This window comes from Actinopolymorpha sp. B11F2, from assembly GCF_040195635.1.
In the GTDB taxonomy this organism is placed as follows: domain Bacteria; phylum Actinomycetota; class Actinomycetes; order Propionibacteriales; family Actinopolymorphaceae; genus Thermasporomyces.
Map to the genome: position 1 here is coordinate 426422 of NZ_JBEFTX010000001.1, position 22280 is coordinate 448701.

Here is a 22280-nt window from a genome sequence, read left to right on the forward strand (position 1 = left end):
GAGGGCCCCGCAGGACCGCCCCGCTCCTCACCAGATGGCGCGACCCGTAGGCCCACAAGGCGACGATGAGGGCCAGACCGGATGAAGCCGAAATGCGAGGTTGGTGGCGCGCCCTTTCGGCTCCCCGCCGCGAGCCGGGACGGCTGGCGGCGGGCTAATGAGCTGCGTCCAGCTTGGCGCGTTGCTCCGACGTGAGCTTCAGGTCGACACCGACAAGGTTCTCGTTCAGCTGAGCGAGCGAGGACGCGCCAGCCAGCGGGATGACCGGGATGTCGCCTCCGATCAACCACGACAGGACGACCTGGTTCGGCGTGGCACCGGTCTCCGCGGCCACCTCGCGGAGCGCGGCCAGGCGTACGGGCGTTCCGGCGTGGTCGAACTCCGGTCCGAATGGCTTGTCGTCGCGTACGTACCGACCGGACAGCAGCGGGGAGTACGCGACGAGGGTGAGGCCCGGCTCTTCGCGCAGGTAGCTGAGCAGATCCCTCCCGACCGCGCCGTAGTCGCCGTCCGGGGACAGCTCGCCCGGCAGATCGGTCCGCTGGCGCAGGTAGCTGTAGCTATACTGCAGGACTTCGTAACCAGGCAGTCCCGCCGTCGCCGCGAGGTTCCGGGCGCGCTCGACCCGCCACGCCCAGTGGTTGCTCACCCCGAGCAGACCGACCGTGCCGTCGGCGACGAGCTGCGCGAAACCTTCGACCGTCTCCTGCAGGGGTGTGCGTGGATCCTCGATGTGGGCGTAGAGCAGGTCCAGCTTCTCCACGCCGAGTCGTTCCCGACTGCGCTCGGCGGACTCACGGATCACCTTGGCGGAAAGGCCTTCCGCGTTGTCGACATAGCTCGTACCGGGCGCGAGTGGCCGCGCTCCCAGCTTGGTGGCGATGACGATCTCGTTCCCGACGTTGCGGCTACGGATCCAGCGGCCGAGCAGTTCCTCGCTCTGCCCACCCTGGCCACCGTCCTGCCAGAACGCGTAGTTGTTGGACGTGTCGATGAACGTGCCGCCAGCCTCGACGTAGCGGTCGAGGATCGCGAACGACGTCGCCTCGTCGGTCGCGGTGCCGAACAGCATGGCGCCGAGACTGAGCACGCTGACGTCGCGACGTGTCTTCGGATCGTTGCCGATCGTGCGATATTCCATCCGCGTTCCTTCCTCGGCGTCCCTCTCCTGTGCCCAACCCCACCAGGGGCCGGTGGAAGCCTAAGAGCGGATCGGCCCATGGCACCCGAGCCAATCCCGCCCGACGATTCCGTACCAAATGGGAGGACACCAATGCCCTCGGGCAGAGATTCGCGGTCGCCGTTCTGACAGAGGACACTGGGCCGGTGGCGAAGAAGACCGCACAACCCACACCGGCCGTCGTGGCCCTGCGTCGGGCCGGGGTGTCCTACACGCTGCATCCGTACGACCACGACGCCTCGGTTCGGGCGTACGGCATCGAAGCCGCGGATGCCCTCGGCGTCTCACCGGAGAGGATCTTCAAAACCCTCCTGGGTCAGTCCGAGGACGGCCTCTGTGTCGCGGTCGTGCCGGTGAGCGCGACGCTCGACCTCAAGGCGTTGGCCGCCGAGCTGGGCCACAAGCGGATTCGCATGGCTGATCCTGCCGACGCCGAACGCGCCACCGGCTACGTCGTGGGCGGGATCAGCCCGCTTGGTGGACGGCGCCGACTGCCGACGGTCGTGGACGAGAGCGCCCTGCGGCATCCCACGCTCTACGTATCGGCCGGACGCCGTGGGCTCCAGGTCGAGCTCGCCCCGTCCGACCTGATCCGCCTCACCGACGCCCGAACAAGCCGCGTGGCAGCCCCGCCCTGACCGCCTCGCGACCCGGATCGCCCGAGGTGCCAACGCGGTCGTCAGTCAGTCGATCGCCGGCGGCTGGGTCGGAAAAGCCGATGGCGGCCGGGAGGTCAGGCCTCCCGGCCGCCACGTGCTTCGCCTCGCCTGGTGAGCTGGGCTCGACCGGTCAGTTGACCAACACCCGGACGGTGAACGTCCCACCGTCGGCCGTTGTCGAACCGGACACACCCAAGGCTCTGAGCGGCTCGAGGTTGCCGCGCTCTTCCTCAGGAACCGCCTGGAGATACAGCTTCTCGAGCTTGTCGAGGTCGGCGAACAGGCCGAACTGGGCGTCACTGCCGTCGGCCACCGCCGCCTTGAAGCTCTCGCTGGCCCCCAGGTCACCGCCGGCGACCAGCTCGTCAGCGTATTCCTGGGTGGTGGCGATCGCGACAGCGTCAGAGCCGGTCGCGCTGCCCAGTTCGACCGGAGCACCCGTCGCCGCGATCATCTGGTCGATCTTCGGCAGCAGCGGCTTCGCCTTGGCCACATCGGTGGTGGACCTGAGCCCGACCATCGGCAGTCCGGCAGCTCCCGGCTCCGACGTTCCCGACGAACTTGAAGCGACCCCGCTCGGAATCGCATCCTCCAGCCCACGCTCGTCGATCCCGATCGTCAGCTCCTCGCCGAGCAGGGTCACCACATCGGCGGGAAGCTTGATCCCGAACTGCTGCTCCGCCGCCCGGACGAACGAGTCGAGTTGGTCGCCCTGGCCAGCCTGCTGCACCAGCCTCTGCAGCTGCGGCCAGGCCTGCTCGAACGCTGGACCCGCGCCGGCGACGGACATGCCAACGGCGGTGGTGGCGGGAAGCTCCGCGAGCTTGATGCCCGAGGTGGTGAGCTCCGGCACATCAGCGCCACGGGAGACGGCCTTGAGCTGCAGGGCATCGGATTCGAAGCTCAGCGCACCGACGATCCGTCCGGGCGACTTGGCCGGGCCGATCGGGAGCTGCTGGAGCCCTGCCCCGTCACCGCCCATCTCGGAGAGCTCGGCCGCGTCAGCCCAGAACGACATGACGCCCGACTCGCCGAGTGCGTCCATGTCGTCCTTGAACTGTTGCTCGTCGGCGAGTGGTGTCTCCGCTCCGGCCGTCGCGTACCTGTCGGCCTCCGCCTGCGTGTCGGCGACGATGAGATAACCGTCGACGAACGCGTAGCCTGTCTTGTCGTCGTCTGACGTCAGCTTGTCGAGGGCTGCCCTGACGGTCTCCTCGTCCTCCTTGATCTGCACGGCGGCGACCGCGTCCTCGTCCTTGCCGTCGGTGCCGGGCATGACAGCCACGCCGAGCCGGTCACCGAGCCACGGCTCGATGTCGGTGGCGTAGTCGACGTCCTTCAGGTCCTCGTCGTCGGACTTGATCGCCTCGAACAATGCCTCGCGGAGGTCGTCACCGCTGCCGAGGCGGTCCTTGGCGTCGGGGAACTTCCGGGCGAAGCCGAGGATGTTGAGCTTCTGCTCGGTCGACGGGTTGAGGTCGACGCGGAGGTAACCCACGGCGCTGCCGGGCAGCACCTGCTCGGGCTGGCCGCCGTTGTTGCGCATCGCGGCGACCGCCCATGCGCCACCGCCGATGAACACGACGAGCACCGCGGCGAGTGCGATGATCAGCCACCGGGGTCCGCGACGCTCCGGCTCGACCGGTGGCGCGTACTGCGCACCCCCGGGGTTCCAGGGCCCGCCCGGGCCGCCAGGTGGCTGTCCGGGTCCGCCGGGATAGGCGCCAGGCCCACCCTGCTCCGGTCCGCCGTAGCCCGGCTGACTCTGCTGCTGACCGTAACCCGGCTGGCCCTGCTGCTGACCGTAGCCCGGCTGGCCGTACGGCTGCTGGCCCTGCTGTGGCTGACCGTAGCCGGGCTGACCGTAGCCGGGCTGACCGTACGGCTGCTGACCGTACCCTGGCTGACCTCCCTGGCCGGGTCCTGGACCGTAGGGCTGCTGGCCGCCTGGTCCGGCGGGACCACCCGGCGGTGAGTAGCCGGGTCGACCCGGATCGTGCGGTGTTTGGTCGTGCGACAAGGAGGACACCCCCGAGGCGGTGCGGAATAGATGGACTGAACGAAACTAGCGCAGAGCAGGTGGTTCTTGCTGACCCGTCGGGCGACCTGTGGATAGTGACGTCGCGGACATGACGACCGGCCGGTCGTCATCTAACCACCCCAGCCACGCGAGGGGTACGACGGGAGCCAGCACCGCGACCGGCCAGGCGAACAGGTAGCCGTACGCATGGAGTCGCAACGGTGCCGCCACGGTCGTGTCGACCGTCGCGGCCGGGTCCGCGGTCCAGACCACCGTGCCGTTGGCGACGAGACTTCCGGCCGCCGACGCCAGCACGGCGGCCAGGCAGGCACCGGCGATGAGCGCCACGACCATCACCACACCCTGGCGGAGGAAGAACGTCGCGAGAACGGCCCCGAGCATCAGCCCGGTCACTCCTGCGAGCACGGCGTACCACGAATCCATCGCCACGAGCCGGCCGGCGTCGAGCTCACTCGCCGGGAGCGGACCCACCTGCGTCATGACCAGCTCGATGTCGGGCGCCAGCACCGCCCACGCGATCCCGCATCCGACCCCGGCGAGCGCAAGCGTGAGAACGATCACCAGGCACGCCCGAAGTCGCCCCCGGTCGGACAGAGACTCCTCAGCGGCGTGTCCGTGGGCGTCGTCGAACGCTGAACGCTCGGGCGGAATCGCCGGGCTGGGAGGAGTCGGTGTGGTCACCGGGCCAGATCCTAGAGGACTTGTGCTGAGGTCAGCTCAGGACGGGACACACCCCGGCCCGAGGAGCGCCTTCAGGTCACCCATCAGCGCAGGAGAAGGCGTGACGCGCCAACGGTCCTCGAGCCGCATCACGAGCGTCTTGCTCTCCGAGCGCAGGTGGAGATGCACATGGGTCATGCCGGGATGGGTCGAGAAGATCTCCTTGAGCCGGTCGACGATGGGAGGGGTGCAGCGTTCGCGGGCCAGTGAGATCGCGACCGGTCCGGTCTGCTGGGCGCTGATGTCGGGGAGCGACAGCTCCATCGCGATCAGCTGGGGCGTGTCGTCGCGCCGGTCGAGCCGCCCCTTGACCACCACCACCGCGTCCTCGGTGAGCTGGAGCGCGGTGAGCTGGTAGGTCGACGGGAAGAACATCACGTCGATCCCACCCTCGAGGTCCTCGAGGGTGACGATCGCCCACGGGTCGCCGCGTTTGGTCATCTTGCGCGAGATCCCGGTGATGAGACCGCCGACGGTGACGATCGACCCGTCGGGGCGTTCCTCGTCGGTCAGCAACGTGCCGATCGTGCAGTCGGACGCGCTCGCGAGCACGTGCTCGATGCCGAACAACGGATGGTCGGACACGTAGAGCCCGAGCATCTCCCGCTCGTGGGCGAGCAGGGTTTGTTTGTCCCACTCCCCGATGTCGGGCACCTGCGGTGCCATCAGCGCCTCGTCGATGCCGTCGTCGCTGTCGCCGAACCCGAACAGCGAGTCCTGACCGATCGCCTCCTGGCGCTTCTGGTCGACAAAGAAGTCAACGGCGTCCTCGTGCCACTGCACGAGCGCCCGGCGGCGGTGCCCCATCGAGTCGAAGGCACCCGCCTTGGCCAGCGACTCGATGACCCGCTTGTTGCAGGCGGTGGCCGGTACCTTGGCCATGAAATCGCCCGCGTCGGTGAACCTGCCCTTGGCCTCACGGGCGGCCACGATGGCGTCGACGACGTTGTGGCCGACGTTGCGGACCGCGGTGAGGCCGAACCGGATGTCGGTGCCCACCGGGGTGAAGTTGGACGCGGACTCGTTGACGTCCGGGGGCAGCACCTTGATGCCCGACCGGCGGCAGGCGTTCAGGTAGACCGCCATCTTGTCCTTGTCGTCCTGCACGCTCGTCAGCAGGGCGGCGAAGTACTCGGCCGGGTAGTTGGTCTTGAGGTAGGCCGTCCAGTAGGCCACCTGCCCGTAGGCCACGGTGTGCGACTTGTTGAACGCGTAGTCGGAGAACGGCACGAGGACGTCCCACAGCGCCTTGATGGCGCCGTCGGAGTAACCCCTGGAGCGCATGCCCTCGGAGAAGGGGACGAACTCCTTGTCGAGGACCTCCTTCTTCTTCTTGCCCATCGCCCGGCGCAACAGGTCTGCCTGCCCAAGGCTGTAGCCGGCGACCTCCTGCGCGATCCGCTGCACCTGCTCCTGGTAGACGATCAGGCCGTGGGTCTCGCCCAGGTGCTTCTCGCCGACCTCCCTCAGCTCGGGGTGGATCGGGATGATCTCCTGCTGGCCGTTCTTGCGGAGCGCGTAGTCGGTGTGGGCGTTGGCACCCATCGGGCCGGGCCGATAGAGCGCCAGAACCGCGGAGATGTCACCGAAGTTGTCCGGCTTCATCAGTCGCAGCAGCGAACGCATGCCGGCACCGTCCATCTGGAAGATGCCGAGGTTGTCGCCGCGAGCGAAGAGTTCGAAGGTCGGCTTGTCGTCGAGCGGTACCTCCAGCAGTTCGACTTTCTCGCCACGGCTGAACTCGATGTTCTTGACCGCGTCACTCAAGATGGTGAGGTTGCGCAGGCCCAGGAAGTCCATCTTCAGAAGGCCCAGCGTCTCGCAGGTCGGATAGTCGAACTGCGTGATGATCGCCCCGTCGGCCTCCCGCTTCATCATCGGCACGTGGTCGATCAGCGGCTCCGAGGAGAGAATCACCCCCGCGGCATGGACGCCCGTCTGGCGGATCAGACCCTCCAACCCGCGGCCGGTGTCGATCACCTTCTTGACGTCGGGATCCTGCTCGTAGAGCGCTCGGATCTCGCCAGCGTCGTTGTAGCGGGGATGCTTGTCGTCGAAGAGGCCGGCGAGCGGGACGTCCTTGCCCATCACCGCCGGCGGCATCGCCTTGGTGATCTTGTCCCCGAGCGCGTACGGATAGCCGAGGACCCGCGAGGCGTCCTTGATCGCGGCCTTGGCCTTGATCGTGCCGAACGTCGCGATGTAGGCGACCTTGTCCTCGCCGTACTTCTCGCTGACGTAGCGGATCACCTCGCCACGCCGACGCTCGTCGAAGTCGACGTCGATGTCGGGCATCGAGACACGCTCGGGATTGAGGAAGCGCTCGAAGATCAGGTCGTACGGAATCGGGTCGATGTCGGTGATGCCGAGCGCATAGCAGGCGAGGCTGCCGCCCGCCGAGCCGCGGGTGGTCGTGGCGATGCCGTTCTGCTTCGCCCACATGATGAAGTCGGAGACCACCAGAAGGTAGGACGGGAAGCCCATCTGGATGATGATCTTCATCTCGTACTCGACCTTCTGGCGGTAGTCCTCGGGGTAGCCGTCCGGGAACCTCCGCTCCATCCCCTTCCAGACCTGCTCGCGGAACCATGACTCCTCGGAGTGGCCCTCGGGGACGTCGAGACGCGGCATGAGGTTGCGGGTCTCGAACATCCCCGCCGTGTCGACCCGCTCCGCGATGGCCAACGTGCTGCGGCAACCGGCCTGCCACGCCTCGGAGCTGTCGATGCCCCGCATCTCCTCGGCCGGCTTGAGGTAGTAGCCCGACCCCTCGAACTGGAACGTCGGCGCCACCAGGGTCGATGCGGTCTGGACGCACAGGAGGGCGGCGTGCGCGGTCGACTCGTGCTCGTAGGTGTAGTGGGAGTCGTTGGTCACCACGAAGGACAGGTCCAGCTCCCCGGCGACCTTCTCGAGGCCGGCCCGCGCCCGCTTGTCGATGTCGATCCCGTGGTCCATCAGTTCGACGAAGAAGTTCTCCCGGCCGAAGATGTCCCGGAAGTCACCGGCCGCCTCCAGCGCTTCCTTCTCCTGGCCGAGCCGGATCTTGGTCGACACCTCGCCCGACGGGCAGCCGGTCGTGGCCATCAGGCCGGAGGAGTGTTCCGACAGCAGCTCCCGGTCGATGCGTGGCTTGCGGAAGAAGCCCTCCATCGACGCCCGGGTCTGCAGCCGGAAGAGGTTGTGCAGACCTTCGGCGTTGCGCGCCCAGATCGTCATGTGCGTGAACGCACCGGCACCGGACACGTCGTCGTCCTTCTGGTGCTGGTGACCCCACCGGACCGGCGCCTTGTGGAACCGTGACTCCGGCGCGACGTAGGCCTCGAGCCCGATGATCGGCTTGACCCCGGCCGCCTGTGCCTTGGTGAAGAAGTCGTACGCACCGTGCAGGTTGCCGTGATCGGTGATGGCGACGGCCGGCATCTGCAGGCGCTCGACCTCGGCGAACATGTCCTTGAGCTTCGCCGCGCCGTCGAGCATGGAGTATTCGGTGTGGACGTGAAGGTGCACGAACGAATCGGCCATGCTCGGATGCGCCTCCTGTTCCGCCTACGCCACAGCTCCGCCTAGGAGACCGTGGCGCGGGGCGCCGGCTGGGGAGAGAGTCCGACTCTAGGCCCACCCGCCGACAGGCCGAAGCCGCCCCGCCGAGTGGTGGTGAACCGGCTCCAACGATCACGCCGATTTCGCTGTGCTGGTGACGTTTCGTGCCTCAGGTGACGCGTTCGGTGTCAGCACGGGCCTGGTCGAGCGCACCCGCGAGATCATCGGGATAGGGCGAGGCGAACTCCACCCACGCGCCCGACCCGGGGTGCTCGAACCCCAGCCGATGCGCGTGGAGCCACTGACGGTCGATGCCCAGGCGGCGAGCCAGGACCGGATCCGCGCCGTAGGTGAGATCGCCGACGCACGGATGGCGGATGGCGCTCATGTGCACCCGGATCTGGTGCGTACGCCCGGTCTCGAGCCGGATCTCGAGCAGCGACGCGTGCCGCAGTGCTTCCAGCGTCTCGTAGTGGGTCACCGCCGGTTTGCCTCCCGCCACGACCGCCCACTTGTAGTCATGGGTGGGGTGCCGGTCCACGGGAGCCTCGATCGTGCCTCGGGACGGATCGGGATGGCCCTGGACGAGCGCGTGGTAGATCTTGTCGACCCGGCGCTCCTTGAACGCCCACTTGAGCGCGGAGTAGGCACGCTCGGACTTCGCGACCACCATCAGGCCGCTGGTGCCGACGTCGAGCCGGTGGACGACGCCCTGCCGCTCGGCCGCGCCGGACGTGGCGACGCGGAACCCGGCGGCCGCGAGATGCCCGACGACGGTCGGGCCACGCCAGCCCGGGCTCGCGTGCGCGGCGACACCGATCGGTTTGTCGACCACCACGAGGTCCGGGTCGTCGTGCACGATCCGCATGCCCTCGACCGTCGCGGGTGCGACCGGCGGCTGCGGCGCCGGCAGCTCCACCTCGAGCCAGGCGCCTGCCCACACCCGCGCGGACTTCATCGCCGGCGCGCCGTCGAGCTGGACCTGTCCGTGCTCTACCAGCTCGGCGGCTTTGGTACGCGAGAGGCCGAACAGCCGCGCCAGCGCCGCGTCGAGACGTTCACCTTCGAGGCCGTCGGGGACCGGGAGGCTCCGGCGGTCGCCCATGGCCGGTGTGGCACTCACTCCGCGCCCCCGGTCGGCTTGTCCTCGGCGGACGCCCGCTCGATCGTGCCGTCCCACCGCCGACCACGCAGAGCCATCAGGATGATCAACGCAGCCGCGGCGCAGATCGAACTGTCGGCGAGGTTGAACACCGGCCAGTGCGGCAGTGCGAGGAAGTCGACGACGTGACCACGCAGGAAACCCGGTTCGCGGAAGACGCGGTCGGACAAGTTGCCCAGCGCGCCACCGAGCAACAGCCCGAACGCGACCGCCCACGCCGTGCTCGCGAGCGTCCGCGACAACCGGATCACCACCGCGGCGACGCCGAGCGCGACGAGCGACAGGACGACGGTGTAGCCCTCCGCCAGCCCGAACGCGGCGCCGGGATTGCGTACCAGCCGCAACGTCAGCAGGCCACCCCACAGCGAAACCGGGTCGCGGTCGGACAGGTAGGCCGTCGCGGCGATCTTGGTGAGTACGTCCGCGACGAGGACGACGGAGGCCACCGACGCAAAGAGGACGATTCGTCGTCGCCTCAGCTGATCATCGACCTCGGCCGCGTCGTTCAGCGACGCTCTTCCCTCTGTTTGCATGACACGCACAGTGTCGCACGCGGGAATGCGAGCAACCGAGCCTTCCCGATGGGGTTGCCGCAGCCCTCGCAGATGCCGTACGTACCGTTCCTGATCCGGCCCATCGCCCGCTCGGTCTGCGCCAGCATGTCGCGGGTGTTGGCGGCGAGGGACATCTCGTGCTCGCGTTCGAACGTCTTCGAGCCCGCATCGGCCTGGTCGTCACCCGCGCCGTCCCCGCTGTCACGGAGCAGGTCGGCGAGTTCGACGGCGGCAGAGTCGAGTTCGGTGCGCAGCCGGTCCGCCTCGGCCCGAAGCTGGAGGTAGAGCTCCTCGAGCTCCGCCTCCGACCACGGCTCCTCGTCGGCGCGGACCTTCAGGGTGGGCGCACGTTCGGCGAGGTCCGCACCGGTCTCGGCAGTCCTCGGGCGCGTCGCCTTCTTCGCAGGTGCCCTCGCGGGAGCCTTCTTGGCCGTGGCCTCCCTCGCCGGGGCCTTCTTCGCGGAAGCCTTCGTCGGCACCGTCTTCTTCGCCGGAGCCTTCTTGGCCGGGGCTTTCTTCGCGGAAGCCTTCGTCGGCACCGTCTCCTTGGTCGGAGCCTTCTTCGCCGGAGCCTTCTTCGCGGAAGCCTTCGTCGGCACCGTGTCCTTGGCCGGAGCCTTCTTCGCCGCGGCCTTCTTCACGGGAGCCTTCTTAGCCGGCGCCTTCTTAGCCGGCGCCTTCTTAGCCGGAGTCTTCTTGGCCGGAGCTCTCCCCGCGGTCGCCTTCCGGGTCACCGAGTTCCGGCCGGGCGTGTCGCTCCTTGCGGCGTACGGACGCCCCAGCTGGCCGTCGTGCGTGACCATCAGCGCCCTCCGAGTCCGCTCCGGGTCGGCCGCCGGTCCGCCAGATCACCGGAATCCCGGCCGGAGAGCAGGCGCACCAGGCGTTCCTCGACGTCGGGCGCGGCCACCTCGAAGATCTTGTCCCGGCTCCGCTGTCCAGAAACCAGGCTGACCCGCCGCGCTGGTACGCCGAAAGCCGCCGCGAGCGCCGCTCCGGCCGCGTCGCTCGCCCGACCATCGACCGCGGGTGCGGTGACCGAGACGACCAGGGACGAACCGTTACGTCCGGTGTACGTACCTCCGACCGAGGTACGCCGTGCACCCGGTTTGACCCGGACCGCGATCCGTTTCGACGACTCCATCCAGACAGTGTGCAACGCCGCCGTCGATCACCCCACCGGCATCGGAGTTCTAAGATGGCGGGCCGAATGTGGACCCACCCCAAGACCGGAGTACCGGTGACCAATCACGACAACCCGGGCGATTCCCGCGCCTACCGTGCCGTCGAGCCGCAGGTCGACCTGCCCACACTTGATCACGAGATCCTCACGTTCTGGCACGAGCGGGGCATCTTCGACAAGTCGCTCGAGCGGACCGAAGGTGCGCCTCCGTGGACCTTCTACGAGGGCCCGCCGACCGCCAACGGCATGCCCGGCGCCCACCACGTGGAAGCCCGCGTCTTCAAGGACCTGTTCCCACGCTTCCAGACCATGCGTGGCCGGCACGTCGAACGCCGGGCGGGCTGGGACTGCCACGGCCTGCCCGTCGAGGTCGCGACGGAGAAGGAGCTGGGCATCTCGGGCAAGCAGCAGATCGAGGACTACGGCATAGCCGAGTTCAACGCCGCCTGCCGGGCCTCTGTCGAACGCTACGTGGGTGCCTTCACCGAACTGACCGAACGCATGGGCTACTGGGTCGACATGTCCCAGGCGTACTGGACGATGAACCCGGCGTACGTCGAGAGCGTCTGGTGGTCCCTCAAGCAGATCTTCGACAAGGGCCTGCTGGTCCGCGACTACCGCATCAGCCCCTACTGTCCCCGTTGCGGCACGGCCCTGTCCGACCACGAGCTCGGCCAGCCCGACGTCTACCAGACCGTGGCCGACCCGTCGGTCTACGTCCGGATGCCCCTCACGTCCGGCCCGCTGGCAGGCACCGACGACAAGCCGGGCGCGGCACTTCTCGTCTGGACCACGACACCGTGGACGCTCGTGTCCAACACCGCGGTCGCGGTCCACCCCGACGTCGACTACGTAGCGGCGACGGACGGCGACGAGACGCTGGTCGTCGCCGAAGGACTCCTGCCGGTCCTTGGTGAGGGGTGGGAGGTCACGGCCCGGTTCCGTGGCGAGGACATGGAGCGCTGGACCTATCGCCGGCCGTTCGCGCTCGTGTCGTTCCCGGCCGGCGCCGACGGTGCGGTGCCCGACACCGCGTACGTCGTGGTCGACCCGTACGTCACCACCGAGGACGGCACCGGGCTCGTCCACCAGGCGCCGGCGTTCGGTGAGGACGACTACCGCGTGGCCAAGGCGTACGGCCTGCCCGTCGTCAACCCGGTCCGCCCCGACGGCACCTTCGAGCCCGACCTCGCACTCGTCGGCGGGGAGTTCTTCAAGGCCGCCGACCCGGCCCTGGTCGCCGACCTCGACGCCCGCGGCGTCCTGTTCCGCGGCGAGACCTACGAACACAGCTACCCGCACTGCTGGCGATGCCACACGCCGCTGCTCTACTACGCCCTCCCGTCGTGGTTCATCCGTACGACCGCGATCCAGGACGAACTGCTCGCCGAGAACGAAGGCACGAACTGGTACCCCGACACCATCAAGCACGGCCGCTACGGCGAATGGCTGCGAAACAACGTCGACTGGGCGCTGTCCCGGAACCGCTACTGGGGCACTCCGCTGCCGATCTGGACCTGCCCCGACGAACACCACACCTGCGTGGGCTCACTCGCGGAGCTGGGTGAGCTGGCGGGGCGGGACCTGTCCGACCTGGACCCGCACAGACCGTTCGTCGACGAGGTCACCTTCGCCTGCCCGGCGAGTGTGGACGGCGCCTCCTGTGACGCGACCGCCGAGCGGGTCAAGGAAGTCATCGACGCGTGGTACGACTCGGGAGCGATGCCGTTCGCCCAGTGGGGCTACCCCTACACCGAGGGTTCGCGGGAGAAATTCGCGCAGGCCTACCCCGCGCAGTTCATCTGCGAGGCCGTCGACCAGACCCGCGGCTGGTTCTACTCGCTGATGGCGGTGGGTTCACTGGTCTTCGGCCGTTCGTCGTACGAGAACGTCGTCTGTCTCGGCCTCATCCTCGCCGAGGACGGCCGGAAGATGAGCAAACATCTCGGCAACGTCCTCGAGCCGATCCCGTTGATCGAGCGGCACGGAGCCGACGCGGTGCGGTGGTTCATGGCCTGCTCGGGCTCACCGTGGTCGGCGCGGCGGGTGGGTGACGCGACGATCCAGGAGGTCGTCCGCAAGGTCATCCTCACGTACTGGAACTCGGTCGCGTTCCACACCCTCTACGCCCGTCTCGCTGGCTGGGCTCCCACCGACACGACCACCGGCGCGGATGCGGGCAGCAACGCCGTGCTCGACCGCTGGCTGCGCTCGGAGACCCATCGACTGGTCCGGGATGTCAGCGCCGCCTTCGACCACTTCGACACCCAGCGGATCGGCCAGCTCCTGGCCGCGTTCGTCGACGACGTGTCGAACTGGTACGTACGCAGGTCACGACGGCGGTTCTGGTCCGGCGACCCGGCGGCGTTCGCCACCCTGCACGAGTCGTTGGAGCTGCTCACCCGCCTCCTGGCGCCTCTCACCCCGTTCGTCACCGAACACGTCTGGCAGCGCCTCGTCCGACCGGTCACCCCGGACGCGCCGGAGTCGGTGCACCTCGCGGAGTGGCCGGCCGCCGACGAGGCCGCGATCGACGACGAGCTCGCCGGCCACGTCACCCTCGCCCGCCGGGTCGTCGAACTCGGGCGGGCCGCCCGAGCCGAGGCGAAGGTCCGGACCCGGCAACCCCTTCGCCGGGCACTCGTCGGCGCCACCGGATGGACGACCCTGCCGGAGTCGCTGCGTCGGGAGGTGGCCGAGGAGCTCAACGTGCTCGACCTGCAAGGGCTCTCCGACATGGCCGGCGACCTCGTGGACTACGCCATCAAGCCGAACTTCCGCGCACTCGGCAAGCGGTTCGGCAAGGACACACCGCGGATCGCCGCGGCGGTGAGCTCCGCGGACCCCGTTCGGCTGGTCGCGCAGCTGCGTGACCAGGACCATGCCTACGTCGACGTCGATGGCGAGCAGGTGCGGCTGGATCCGTCCGAGGTGCTCACCTCAGAACGCCCGAGGGAAGGCTGGGCCGTCGCCAACGCCTACGGCGAGACCGTCGCCCTCGACCTCACGGTTACCGACGAGCTACGCCGGGCCGGTACCGCCCGCGAGATCGTCCGCCTGCTGCAGGAGGCGCGGAAGAACGCCGGGCTGCAGGTGAGTGACCGGATCGCCCTCACCTGGTCCGCCTCGGATCCCGAGACGGCGGCCGCGTTGCGCGAGCACGAGGCGTTCATCGCCGACGAGGTGCTCGCCGGCCAGATCGGTGAAGGTAAGCCTGCGGAGGCCGACGAGGACCTCGCGGCTGGTGAAGCGGAGAACCTCGGCCTGTCGTTCTGGTTCCGCCGAGCCTGAGGCCGCGGAAACGGCCTGACGATACGTGCCATTTGCCCACGATGCGCGGCCGACTCGCCGTGCATCGTGGGGAATGATCACGCATACGTGGTCATTCCCCACGGTTCGAGCAGACGAGAAGGCCCGGGACGCCTGAGACGTCCCGGGCCTTCTCTTGATCTCTTAGAGCGAGGACTCGTCGTCGTCCTCGAGCAGTGCGTTGAGGCGCGGTGTACCGCCGCCACCTCCGGAGGCGACCCGCTCGCCGCGCTCCATGCGTTCGCCACCGGCCGCCATCGCTGCCGGCTTGTGCGAGTTGATCGACCGCGGCCCGTTGGCGTCGGACGGCGGTGACACGCCGTTCTCGACGCTGCCCTGACCGGCGAGCAGACGCAACTGGCTCTCGAAGTAGGCCTTGAGCCGGCTGCGGTACTGGCGCTCGTAGGTACGGAGCTCGTCGACCTCGCGCTGCAGCCGCGTCTTCTCCTTGTCGAGCTGGCCGAACAGCTGGTTGCGCTTCTCGTTGGTCTCGCGCTCCAACTGCTCCGACTTCGCCCGCGCCTCGGACTCCAGCCGGCTGGCCAGGCCACGCGCCTCGTTCTCCAGCCGCTCGGAACGGGCCCGGGCGTCGGAGAGGATCCGGTTGGCCTGCTCCTTGCTCTCGGCCACGAGCTGGTCGGCGTTCTGCGTGGCGATCTCCAACAGACGGGCCGCGGCGGTGGACGCCTCGGCGACGCTCTGCGGACCGGCCGCCGGCTGCTGCCGCACCTGCGGATGCACCGGCTCGTGCTGCTCGGGGACGGGCTGCTTCGCGTAGGGCGCACCCTCACCCCGCTGGGCCGCAGCCAGCTTCTGGCGCAGGTCCTCGTTCTCGTGGTTCAGCCGCTCCAGTTCCGACTCGACCTCGTCGAGGAACTGATCGACCTCGCCCATGTCGTAGCCCTCCCGCAAGCGGACGGGCGTGAAGCGCTTATTGCGCACGTCCTCGGGTGTCAACGGCATGACCTCACCTCAGGCTCGCAGGACTTGACAATGTGGTTCGGAGCAACCGTACCCGGTTTGAGTGGCAAAGACCGAGGGGGCTCCACAAAGGACGGTATTTCGTTCAGTTCGTCACCGTGAGTACAAGCGCCTGAAGTACGTAAATGATGACGATCAGGAGCAGGAAGGACAGATCCAAGGCAAAGCCGCCCAACCTCAGCGGAGGGATTACGCGGCGTAGCGCCTTCAGTGGTGGATCGGTGACGGTGTAGACGCCCTCGAGCGCCACCAGGAGGATGCCGCTCGGCTCCCAGGACCGGGCGAAGAACTGCACCCAGTCGACCACCAACCGGACAAACAAGAACACCAGAAAGATCCACAGGATCACGTAGATCAGCTGGCCGACGATCTGCACGTGCGCTCCTCGGGGTCGCCCATCGGTGAACTGTCGACCCTATCTCCGATTCGAGGCAGGCCCGACCGGGTGGGAAACCGTTCGGCGACCGGTCGGCGCACGCTCGCATCGGCAGACAACTGCCGCGCTAGCTCTGGTTGAAGAACCCGGCCTCGGCGATCCGCTCCTTGTCCTCGGCCCGGACTTTGACGTTGGCGGGCGAGAGCAGGAAGACCTTGGCGGTGACGCGTTCGATGCTGCCGTGGAGTCCGAAGATGAGCCCGGCGGCGAAGTCGACCAACCGCTTGGCGTCGGAGTCGTCCATGCCGGTCAGGTTCATGATCACCGGGGTGCCGTCACGGAAGTGCTCGCCGATGAGACGCGCGTCGTTGTAGGTGCGCGGATGGAGTGTGGTGATCCGCGACGCCGGAACCTCCGGCGCTACCTGTACCCGCCGCCGGTCGGGGAAGGCCGCGACATTGCCCGGGCGTTCGTCGTGCACGGACTGCGACTCGCCCGCGTGGGACTCCCGCTCTTCTGTGTCGTAGTCGCCCTCATAGGCAGGGTCGTACTCGTCGTCGTAGCGGCCCTGGTCCTCAACGAGACCGAGATACACCGCGACTTTGCGCATCGCGCCGGCCATCTGACCTCTCGCCTTCTGCGTTTCAGCTTCGACGGGACGAACCTGTGCTGGTGCCCCACGTGCAGAGGATCCAGCCTCATCACGAGGCTCCGTCCGCGCCGACGCTACCTGTTGGAGGGCCGCACACCTAGTAACCCGCGCCCAACACGTACGTGTGTCGCGCCGGCGGCGACCGCTTGCTCCAGGTCGTCGCTCATTCCGGCCGAGATCCAGGTCGCGTCGGCGTGTCGCGCCCGGACGTTCGCCGCCACCTCGGCAAGCCGCGCGAACGCCGGTGCGGGGTCGCCGTCCAGCGGTGCCACGGCCATCACCCCGCCGAGCCGGAGTAACGGCGAACCGGCGATCTGGTCGGCCAGGTCGGAGACCTCGGCGGGATCGGCGCCACCGCGCCCGGGGCGGTCGTCCAGGCGTACCTGCACCAGGCACCGGAGCGGCTGGTCCACACCACCCACACCCGGCTCGACCGACTGATCGTGCCCCGGCTCACGGTGCCGCTGGACAGCGCGATCGAGAGCCCGCACCAACTCGGGCCGATCGACCGATTGGACGACCGTGGCGTACGTGACGACCGAGCGCGCCTTGTTGGTCTGCAGTTGGCCGACGAAGTGCCAGGTCAGATCCAGATCGGCGCAGGCGGCGGCCTTGTTCCGTGCCTCCTGGTCCCGACTCTCGCCGATGTCGCGGACGCCGAGTTCGGCGAGCAGGCGTACGTCCGAAGCCGGAAAGGTCTTGGTGACCGCGACGAGCGTGACCTCCGCCGGATCCCGACCACACTGTGCGCAGGCGTTCACGATCCTGTCTCGGACGTCTTGTAGACCTGTCGCGATCTGCGTGCGCCGGACGTCCTCTGCCGGCCGGCCGCCATGGCCGGGGGCGGTGACGGGCTGGGGTCTCGGCCCGCGGTGAGTCATCCGCTACTTGAGGAAGTCGGGGATGTCGAGGTCATCGTCGTCAGTGACCGGGCGGCGCGGTGGACGGGCCGTCGTCGGGGTGAACGGTTTGCTCGCCGCGGGCGAGTCAGTCTGCTGAGGACCGCCGTCACGGGTCGCCTGGTCATTGCTTCCGGCCGGGCGGGACTGCTGGCTGTTGCCCAGTAGGCGCTGGCGGAGTTCCTGGGTCTGCGCCGCGAGGTCGCTCCGCGGCGACGGCGCCTGTGCCGGTGTCCCGGCGGAAGTCTGCTCGTCAGCACGCGGCTGTCCTGGCCGGCTGGCCACCGGACCGGGCGCCGCCGGAGTGCCGCCGCTGCCGGGCCGTCCGGCGTAGCCGCTCGACGACGAGCCAGTCGGCGGACGCTCGCCTCCGCCGTTGGACAGCGGGCTTGGCTCCGGCCGTGCGGGCTCGCCGGGCCGACGGGGTTGGCCGTAGGCCGGTCCGCCCGGCAAGGCCATCGGTCCGGGCCTCCCGCCCGACCCGCTCCCCTGCCCGACGGCTCCGGCCTGCTGGGCGCCACGTCGCCGCGGCATCCCACCGTCGAAGCCCGCCGCGATCACCGTGACGCGGACCTCGTCGCCGAGACCATCGTCGATGACGGCACCGAAGATGATGTTGGACTCGGCGTGCGCGGCTTGGGAGACGAGCTGGGCGGCTTCGTTGATCTCGAACAGGCCGAGGTCGGAGCCACCCGCGATGGACAGCAGCACGCCATGTGCACCGTCGATCGAGGCCTCGAGCAACGGGCTGGAGATCGCCATCTCCGCGGCTGCGACAGAGCGGTTCTCACCGCGTGCGGAACCGATGCCCATGAGCGCCGAGCCGGCGTTGGACATCACGCTCTTGACGTCGGCGAAGTCGAGGTTGATCAGGCCCGGCGTGGTGATGAGGTCGGTGATGCCGGAGACACCTTGGAGCAGCACCTGGTCGGCCTGCTTGAACGCGTCGAGCACGCTGACCTGGCGGTCGCTGATCGAGAGCAACCGGTCGTTGGGGATCACGATCAGAGTGTCGACCTCGTCGCGGAGGGCGTTGATGCCCTCCTCGGCCTGGGTGGCGCGTTTCTTGCCCTCGAAGGCGAACGGCCTCGTGACCACGCCGATCGTCAACGCCCCGAGCGACCGCGCGATCCGCGCGACCACGGGTGCACCGCCGGTGCCGGTGCCGCCACCTTCGCCGGCGGTGACGAACACCATGTCGGCACCCTTGAGTACCTCCTCGATGTCCTCGGAGTGGTCCTCGGCGGCCTTGCTTCCCACGTCGGGGTTGGCGCCGGCGCCTAGCCCTCGGGTGAGTTCTCGACCGATGTCGAGCTTGACGTCGGCATCGCTCATCAGGAGCGCCTGCGCGTCGGTGTTGATCGCGATGAACTCGACGCCCTTGAGGCCGACCTCGATCATCCGGTTGACCGCGTTGACACCTCCGCCGCCGATACCGACGACCTTGATGACCGCGAGGTAGTTCTGCGGTGCCGCCACGACGCTCGCCTCTCAATAGACATCTCTAGATCGGGTCGCCCTATAACCCTCACCCTCTAGTTCAGGGTTATAGTTATGTCAACCTCGCCTTGAGCAGCAAGGTACGCAACGCCTCGGAAGCTATTCAACGCAACACGCCGGCATGACGGCCACGCGCCTCGCCGGGGTGTGGTCTCCGAGTCAGGTTCTCGTTGTCGGAAAGCCCGGAACACTGACGTCATAGACCTTCGCACGCTGCTTCAGAAGGGCCGCGAGGACCCGCGCTTTGCTACGGGAGTCGTCGGCGCTCCCCCACATCACGGTGACGCCCCGGTCGAGGTGAAGGGTCACCGAGTCGACGGTCCTCACCCGTACCGTCTCGACCCTTCGGCGCAGTTCCGCCGGAAGCGCTGCTGCCACCTGTGCCCCGGCCTGCCTGAGGCCAGCCACCCGCTCCGGATCCGACTCCCTGGCAGCCGTCTCGATCGTCACGAACCTCGTCCGCATCCCTTCGGCGGTGCGGAAGGCTACGCCCTCGGCGTCGACGACCCGGGCAACGCTGCCGTCACGCCACACCGCGACCGGCGTCCGGCAGGTGGCCTCGATCCGGACCTCGTGCGGCCAGGAACGCTCGACTGACGCCCCCTTGACCGCCGGTAGGGCCGCGACCCGCTTGCGTACGGCGTCGAGGTCGATGCGCGCCAAAGGCCGCCCCAAAGGAACGGCGGCGGACGACAGGACCTCAGCCCTGGAAAGCCCCGAGGCCGGAGTCAAGCCACCGACCACGACGGTCCGTGCGTCGAACAGCGTCGAGAAGCCGAACGCCCAGACGGCAAGCCCGGCCAGGACCACGACGGACGCCAGGACCAGTGCCGGACTGAGACGCAGCAACCGGCGCGACCACTGCCGGCGGGCGAACTTGCGGGCCGACGACGCGGACACGCTCGCCGCCGCGCCCGCGGGCGGCGTCCGCGCCGTCGTTCTGGATCTCGTGGGCCGGGGCGGCACGGTCATCGGGCTGCGCCTGGCTCGCTTTCTTCCTCGAGTCGCTCACCGACGAGTTCCAGTACCTCGGGCCCGATGAGCGCCACGTCAGGCGCTCCGAGGGTCAGCACCAGATCGCCCGACCGCACGCGCTCGGCCACCCGGATGGGAGCCGCCGACCACGAGCGTTCGTAGACGATCCGCTCGGGCGGCAGCGGGATGTGCGGGATGATCAACGCGCCAGTGATGCCGGGGATCGGATCGTCACCGGTCGGGTCCATCACGATGACCTCGTCGGCGAGGCCGAGTGCCTCACCCAGCTCCCGGAAGAAGAACTGCGTCCGCGTGTGCCGCAACGGCCGGAAGCACACGATCACCCGTCCCTCACCGGCGGCGCCACGGGCAGCGCGAAGGTTGACGAGCATCTCGGTCGGATGGTGGCCGTAGTCGTCGTAGACCCGCACGCCTCCCGCCGTGCCCTTGTACTCGAACCGGCGCCGCGTTCCCGCGTAGCTCGACAGGCCCTCCCGGAGGTCACTCGACGGGAAACCCAGGCCGAGCCCGGCGGCGTAGGCGGCAGCAGCGTTCCAGGTGTGGTGCCGGCCGGCGACGTGGACGTCGATCGTGCCCTGGCGGCGGCCGTGGACGACGAGCTCGAACGTCGAACCGAGCGGGCGTACGGCCACGTTGTCGATGCGGACGTCGGCGTCGGTGGCCTCGCCGTAGGTGCGGACGTCGACGCCACGGGCCCGTGCGGCCTCCGCCACCCGGCGGGCGCCCGGATCGTCCACGCACGCGACCAGGAACCCACCCGGCACGATGCACTCGACGAACTGGTCGAACGCCTGGTGGTAGTCGTCCGGCGTCTCGTACATGTCGAGATGGTCGGGATCGACGTTGGTGATGACCGCGACCTCGGGTGAGTACTGCAGAAACGCCCGGTCGGACTCGTCGGCCTCCACCACGAAGATGTCCCCGGTGCCGTCGTGGGCGTTGGTCCCCGTGTCGTTGAAGTTGCCACCGATCGCGAACGACGGGTCAGCGCCGCAGTGCTGGAGCGCCACCGCAAGCATCGACGACGTGGTCGTCTTGCCGTGGGCACCCGACACCGCGGCGACCCGGCGTCCGTCCATCACCGCCGACAGCGCCGCCGCCCGCGAATAGAGCAGCAGCCCACGCCGTCGCGCTTCGACGACCTCGGGGTTGTTCTCCTTTATGGCCGTCGAGATCACCAGCGTGTCGGCACCCTCGACCTGGGCGGGGTCATGCCCGACGAAACAGGTCGCGCCGAGGGCGCGAAGGGCGGTGAGCGCGCGGGAGTCCTTGGCGTCGCTGCCACTCACCGTCATGCCGCGGGCGAGCATGATGCGGGCGATGCCCGACAATCCGGCGCCACCGATCCCCACGAAATGAACGTGACCCAGCTTCTCCGCCGGTACCAGCTCCGGTGGTGGTGGAACGATCACAGGCCTTCCTTTCCGGCGTTCCCGTGCGTGCTGGTGGCAACCGAGCGGACCAGCTCGGCCAACCGGTCGTCGGCGTCCGCTGGCACCAGGTCGTGCGCGACCTTGGCCATCGCGGCCAGCCGGCCCGCGTCGGTGACAAGACCGGCGACGTGCTGGCCCACCCATTCGGGGGTGAGGTCCGCGTCGTCGACGAGTACCGCGCCTCCGGCGTCGACGACAGGTTGGGCGTTGAACCGCTGTTCGCCGTTGCCGACCGGGTAAGGCACGAAGACGGCGGGCAGCCCGACCACCGCGAGCTCGGTCACCGTGTTGGCTCCAGCCCGGGAGATCACCGCGTCCGCGGCAGCATAGGCCAGTTCCATCCGTTCGATGTAGGGCACCACGACGTAGGGCGGGCTCCCGGCCGGGCTTTCCGGACGGATGTCGTGTCCGGCACCAGTCGCATGCAGCACCTGTACCCCCGCCGCGGCCAGAGTCGCCGCGGCCCCGGCCACGGCCTGGTTCAGGCGTACGGCGCCCTGGGATCCGCCCGTCACGAGCAGGGTCGGCCGGTCGGGATCGAGGCCGAACGCCGCCCTCGCCTCCGCCCGGAGCGCAGACCGGTCCAGCGTCGTGATCTCCCGCCGGACGGGCAGGCCCACGAACGCCGCATGGCGAAGCGGCGTCCCCGGAAAGCTCACAGCCACATGAGAGGTGACGAACCGGGCGGCGAATCGGTTGGCTATGCCGGGTCGGGCGTTCTGTTCGTGGACCACGACCGGTTTGCGCAGCCGGCGGGCCGCGAGATAGGCCGGCATGGCGACGTAGCCGCCCAGCCCGACCACGACGTCCGCGTCCACCCGCGAGATCACACCGGCGGCGGCGCGCACGGCACCGGCGAGTCGGCCGGGGACCGTGAGGAGTCGCGGCGTCAACTCCCGCGGGAGCGGCACCCGGGGAATCACAGCGAGTTCGTGCCCGGCGGCAGGGATCAGCCGCGCCTCCAGGCCCTCCTCCGTACCGAGGAAGGTGAGACCCACATCGGGATCAGCGCGGCGGAGTGCGGCCGCCAGCGCGAGTGCCGGACTGATGTGGCCGGCACTGCCGCCACCGGCGAGAACGATGTGCACGAGC

General features: G+C 68.8%; 18 protein-coding genes. 2 read left to right on the forward strand and 16 right to left on the reverse strand.

Annotated elements, in window-relative coordinates:
• Positions 1-154 precede the first annotated feature (154 nt).
• The gene (locus ABN034_RS01950; protein ID WP_349689232.1) at positions 155-1141 is read right to left on the reverse strand and encodes an aldo/keto reductase; all 987 of its coding nucleotides are present in this window, start codon (positions 1139-1141) and stop codon (positions 155-157) included.
• A 185-nt stretch (positions 1142-1326) separates the two neighbouring features.
• Between ABN034_RS01950 and ybaK the strand changes: the two genes are divergently transcribed.
• Complete coding sequence (ybaK, locus tag ABN034_RS01955) at positions 1327-1818, forward strand: Cys-tRNA(Pro) deacylase (RefSeq protein WP_349689233.1); 492 nt, start codon at positions 1327-1329, stop codon at positions 1816-1818.
• 151 nt (positions 1819-1969) lie between these two features.
• Here the strand turns inward: ybaK and ABN034_RS01960 are convergent, their stop codons facing one another.
• The 7 genes from ABN034_RS01960 to ABN034_RS01990 form a co-directional block, all read right to left on the reverse strand.
• Complete coding sequence (locus tag ABN034_RS01960; protein ID WP_349689234.1) at positions 1970-3859, reverse strand: DUF3352 domain-containing protein; 1890 nt, start codon at positions 3857-3859, stop codon at positions 1970-1972.
• Positions 3860-3904: 45 nt separating this feature from the next.
• Positions 3905-4561: a hypothetical protein gene (locus ABN034_RS01965; RefSeq protein WP_349689235.1), complete on the reverse strand. Its 657-nt coding sequence runs from the start codon at positions 4559-4561 to the stop codon at positions 3905-3907.
• A 36-nt stretch (positions 4562-4597) separates the two neighbouring features.
• Positions 4598-8125, reverse strand: a complete 3528-nt coding sequence (gene dnaE / locus ABN034_RS01970; protein WP_349689236.1) for a DNA polymerase III subunit alpha — start codon at positions 8123-8125, stop codon at positions 4598-4600.
• A 187-nt stretch (positions 8126-8312) separates the two neighbouring features.
• On the reverse strand, positions 8313-9248 hold the full coding sequence (locus ABN034_RS01975) for an RluA family pseudouridine synthase (protein WP_349689581.1): 936 nt from the start codon (positions 9246-9248) through the stop codon (positions 8313-8315).
• Positions 9249-9262: 14 nt separating this feature from the next.
• Complete coding sequence (gene lspA / locus ABN034_RS01980; protein WP_349689237.1) at positions 9263-9838, reverse strand: signal peptidase II; 576 nt, start codon at positions 9836-9838, stop codon at positions 9263-9265.
• Entirely contained in the window at positions 9811-10662 is an 852-nt protein-coding gene (locus ABN034_RS01985; protein WP_349689238.1) for a TraR/DksA family transcriptional regulator, read from the reverse strand. Before ABN034_RS01985 ends, lspA begins: the two co-directional genes overlap by 28 nt.
• Positions 10662-11003, reverse strand: coding sequence for a DUF167 domain-containing protein (locus tag ABN034_RS01990; RefSeq protein WP_349689239.1), 342 nt, complete (start codon positions 11001-11003; stop codon positions 10662-10664). The genes ABN034_RS01985 and ABN034_RS01990 overlap by 1 nt, the downstream gene beginning before the upstream one ends.
• A 66-nt stretch (positions 11004-11069) precedes the next feature.
• Between ABN034_RS01990 and ileS the strand changes: the two genes are divergently transcribed.
• Positions 11070-14333 carry an isoleucine--tRNA ligase gene (gene ileS / locus ABN034_RS01995; RefSeq protein WP_502878956.1) on the forward strand — a complete coding sequence of 1088 codons (3264 nt, stop codon included), beginning with the start codon at positions 11070-11072 and terminating at the stop codon, positions 14331-14333.
• 162 nt (positions 14334-14495) lie between these two features.
• Here ileS and ABN034_RS02000 read toward each other — a convergent pair whose 3' ends face one another.
• The 8 genes from ABN034_RS02000 to murG form a co-directional block, all read right to left on the reverse strand.
• Positions 14496-15314 (reverse strand): DivIVA domain-containing protein, encoded by an 819-nt coding sequence (locus tag ABN034_RS02000; RefSeq protein WP_349689241.1) that lies wholly within the window; start codon positions 15312-15314, stop codon positions 14496-14498.
• Between the two features lie 103 nt (positions 15315-15417).
• Entirely contained in the window at positions 15418-15708 is a 291-nt protein-coding gene (locus tag ABN034_RS02005) for a YggT family protein (RefSeq protein WP_349327962.1), read from the reverse strand.
• A 127-nt stretch (positions 15709-15835) separates the two neighbouring features.
• On the reverse strand, positions 15836-16330 hold the full coding sequence (locus tag ABN034_RS02010; protein WP_349327961.1) for a cell division protein SepF: 495 nt from the start codon (positions 16328-16330) through the stop codon (positions 15836-15838).
• Between the two features lie 104 nt (positions 16331-16434).
• Positions 16435-17157: a YggS family pyridoxal phosphate-dependent enzyme gene (locus tag ABN034_RS02015; RefSeq protein WP_349689582.1), complete on the reverse strand. Its 723-nt coding sequence runs from the start codon at positions 17155-17157 to the stop codon at positions 16435-16437.
• An 87-nt stretch (positions 17158-17244) separates the two neighbouring features.
• The gene (gene ftsZ / locus ABN034_RS02020; protein WP_349689242.1) at positions 17245-18738 is read right to left on the reverse strand and encodes a cell division protein FtsZ; all 1494 of its coding nucleotides are present in this window, start codon (positions 18736-18738) and stop codon (positions 17245-17247) included.
• 180 nt (positions 18739-18918) lie between these two features.
• On the reverse strand, positions 18919-19731 hold the full coding sequence (locus tag ABN034_RS02025; protein ID WP_349689243.1) for a cell division protein FtsQ/DivIB: 813 nt from the start codon (positions 19729-19731) through the stop codon (positions 18919-18921).
• Positions 19728-21167 (reverse strand): UDP-N-acetylmuramate--L-alanine ligase, encoded by a 1440-nt coding sequence (gene murC / locus ABN034_RS02030; RefSeq protein WP_349689244.1) that lies wholly within the window; start codon positions 21165-21167, stop codon positions 19728-19730. Before murC ends, ABN034_RS02025 begins: the two co-directional genes overlap by 4 nt.
• Complete coding sequence (gene murG / locus ABN034_RS02035) at positions 21164-22276, reverse strand: undecaprenyldiphospho-muramoylpentapeptide beta-N-acetylglucosaminyltransferase (protein ID WP_349689245.1); 1113 nt, start codon at positions 22274-22276, stop codon at positions 21164-21166. Before murG ends, murC begins: the two co-directional genes overlap by 4 nt.
• Positions 22277-22280: the final 4 nt, after the last annotated feature.

What these genes read in the sequence shown, in the direction of transcription:
- ABN034_RS02010 (WP_349327961.1), bottom strand. Translation starts at nt 16,330, where the DNA reads ATGGCCGGCGCGATGCGCAAAGTCGCGGTGTATCTCGGTCTCGTTGAG.
- lspA (WP_349689237.1), bottom strand. Translation starts at nt 9,838, where the DNA reads ATGCAAACAGAGGGAAGAGCGTCGCTGAACGACGCGGCCGAGGTCGAT.
- ileS (WP_502878956.1), top strand. Translation starts at nt 11,070, where the DNA reads ATGTGGACCCACCCCAAGACCGGAGTACCGGTGACCAATCACGACAAC.
- ABN034_RS01990 (WP_349689239.1), bottom strand. Translation starts at nt 11,003, where the DNA reads ATGGAGTCGTCGAAACGGATCGCGGTCCGGGTCAAACCGGGTGCACGG.
- ABN034_RS01985 (WP_349689238.1), bottom strand. Translation starts at nt 10,662, where the DNA reads ATGGTCACGCACGACGGCCAGCTGGGGCGTCCGTACGCCGCAAGGAGC.
- ABN034_RS02000 (WP_349689241.1), bottom strand. Translation starts at nt 15,314, where the DNA reads ATGCCGTTGACACCCGAGGACGTGCGCAATAAGCGCTTCACGCCCGTC.
- ABN034_RS02025 (WP_349689243.1), bottom strand. Translation starts at nt 19,731, where the DNA reads ATGACCGTGCCGCCCCGGCCCACGAGATCCAGAACGACGGCGCGGACG.
- ABN034_RS01975 (WP_349689581.1), bottom strand. Translation starts at nt 9,248, where the DNA reads ATGGGCGACCGCCGGAGCCTCCCGGTCCCCGACGGCCTCGAAGGTGAA.
- dnaE (WP_349689236.1), bottom strand. Translation starts at nt 8,125, where the DNA reads ATGGCCGATTCGTTCGTGCACCTTCACGTCCACACCGAATACTCCATG.
- ABN034_RS01950 (WP_349689232.1), bottom strand. Translation starts at nt 1,141, where the DNA reads ATGGAATATCGCACGATCGGCAACGATCCGAAGACACGTCGCGACGTC.